This is a genomic window from Litoribacterium kuwaitense (genome assembly GCF_011058155.1).
In the GTDB taxonomy this organism is placed as follows: domain Bacteria; phylum Bacillota; class Bacilli; order Bacillales; family DSM-28697; genus Litoribacterium; species Litoribacterium kuwaitense.
In genome coordinates, this window is record NZ_JAALFC010000108.1 from 1 (window position 1) to 520 (window position 520).

A 520-nucleotide genomic window follows, 5' to 3' on the forward strand; every position below is an offset into this window, starting at 1 on the left:
ATATAATCACTTTTTAGCACGTTGGAACGATACATACAAGGAAACAGGCAAAGGACTCACTTACAATTCATGTTCTGCCGAATTAACGCAGCTAAAAAAAGAATTCGTATGGTTGAAAGAAGTCGACAGCGTTGCTATTCAATCCTCACTTAAAAACCTTGCGGATTCGTATTCACGATTTTTCAAGAAACAGAATAAAGCACCACGTTTCAAGTCGAAAAAGAATAACGTACAATCCTACACAACAAAGCATACGAACGGCAATATTGCGATTGTAGGAAACAAAATCAAGTTACCCAAACTTGGATTAGTCAAGTTCGCAAAAAGTCGTGAGGTTGAGGGGCGTATTCTTAACGCTACAATCAGACGAAACCCAAGTGGTCAATACTTTGTATCGATTTTTGCTGAAACAGAAGTGCAACCATTAGAAAAACAGGTTCTTCTGTCGGTATTGACGTTGGTCTTAAAGATTTTGCGATTCTTTCTACAGGGCAAATATTTGGCAACCCTCAATGGTTTC

General features: G+C 38.5%; 1 pseudogene. It reads left to right on the forward strand.

From position 1 onward, the window contains the following. Nucleotides 1-520 (forward strand): annotated as a pseudogene (locus G4V62_RS19205) (RNA-guided endonuclease TnpB family protein); the annotation flags it as partial.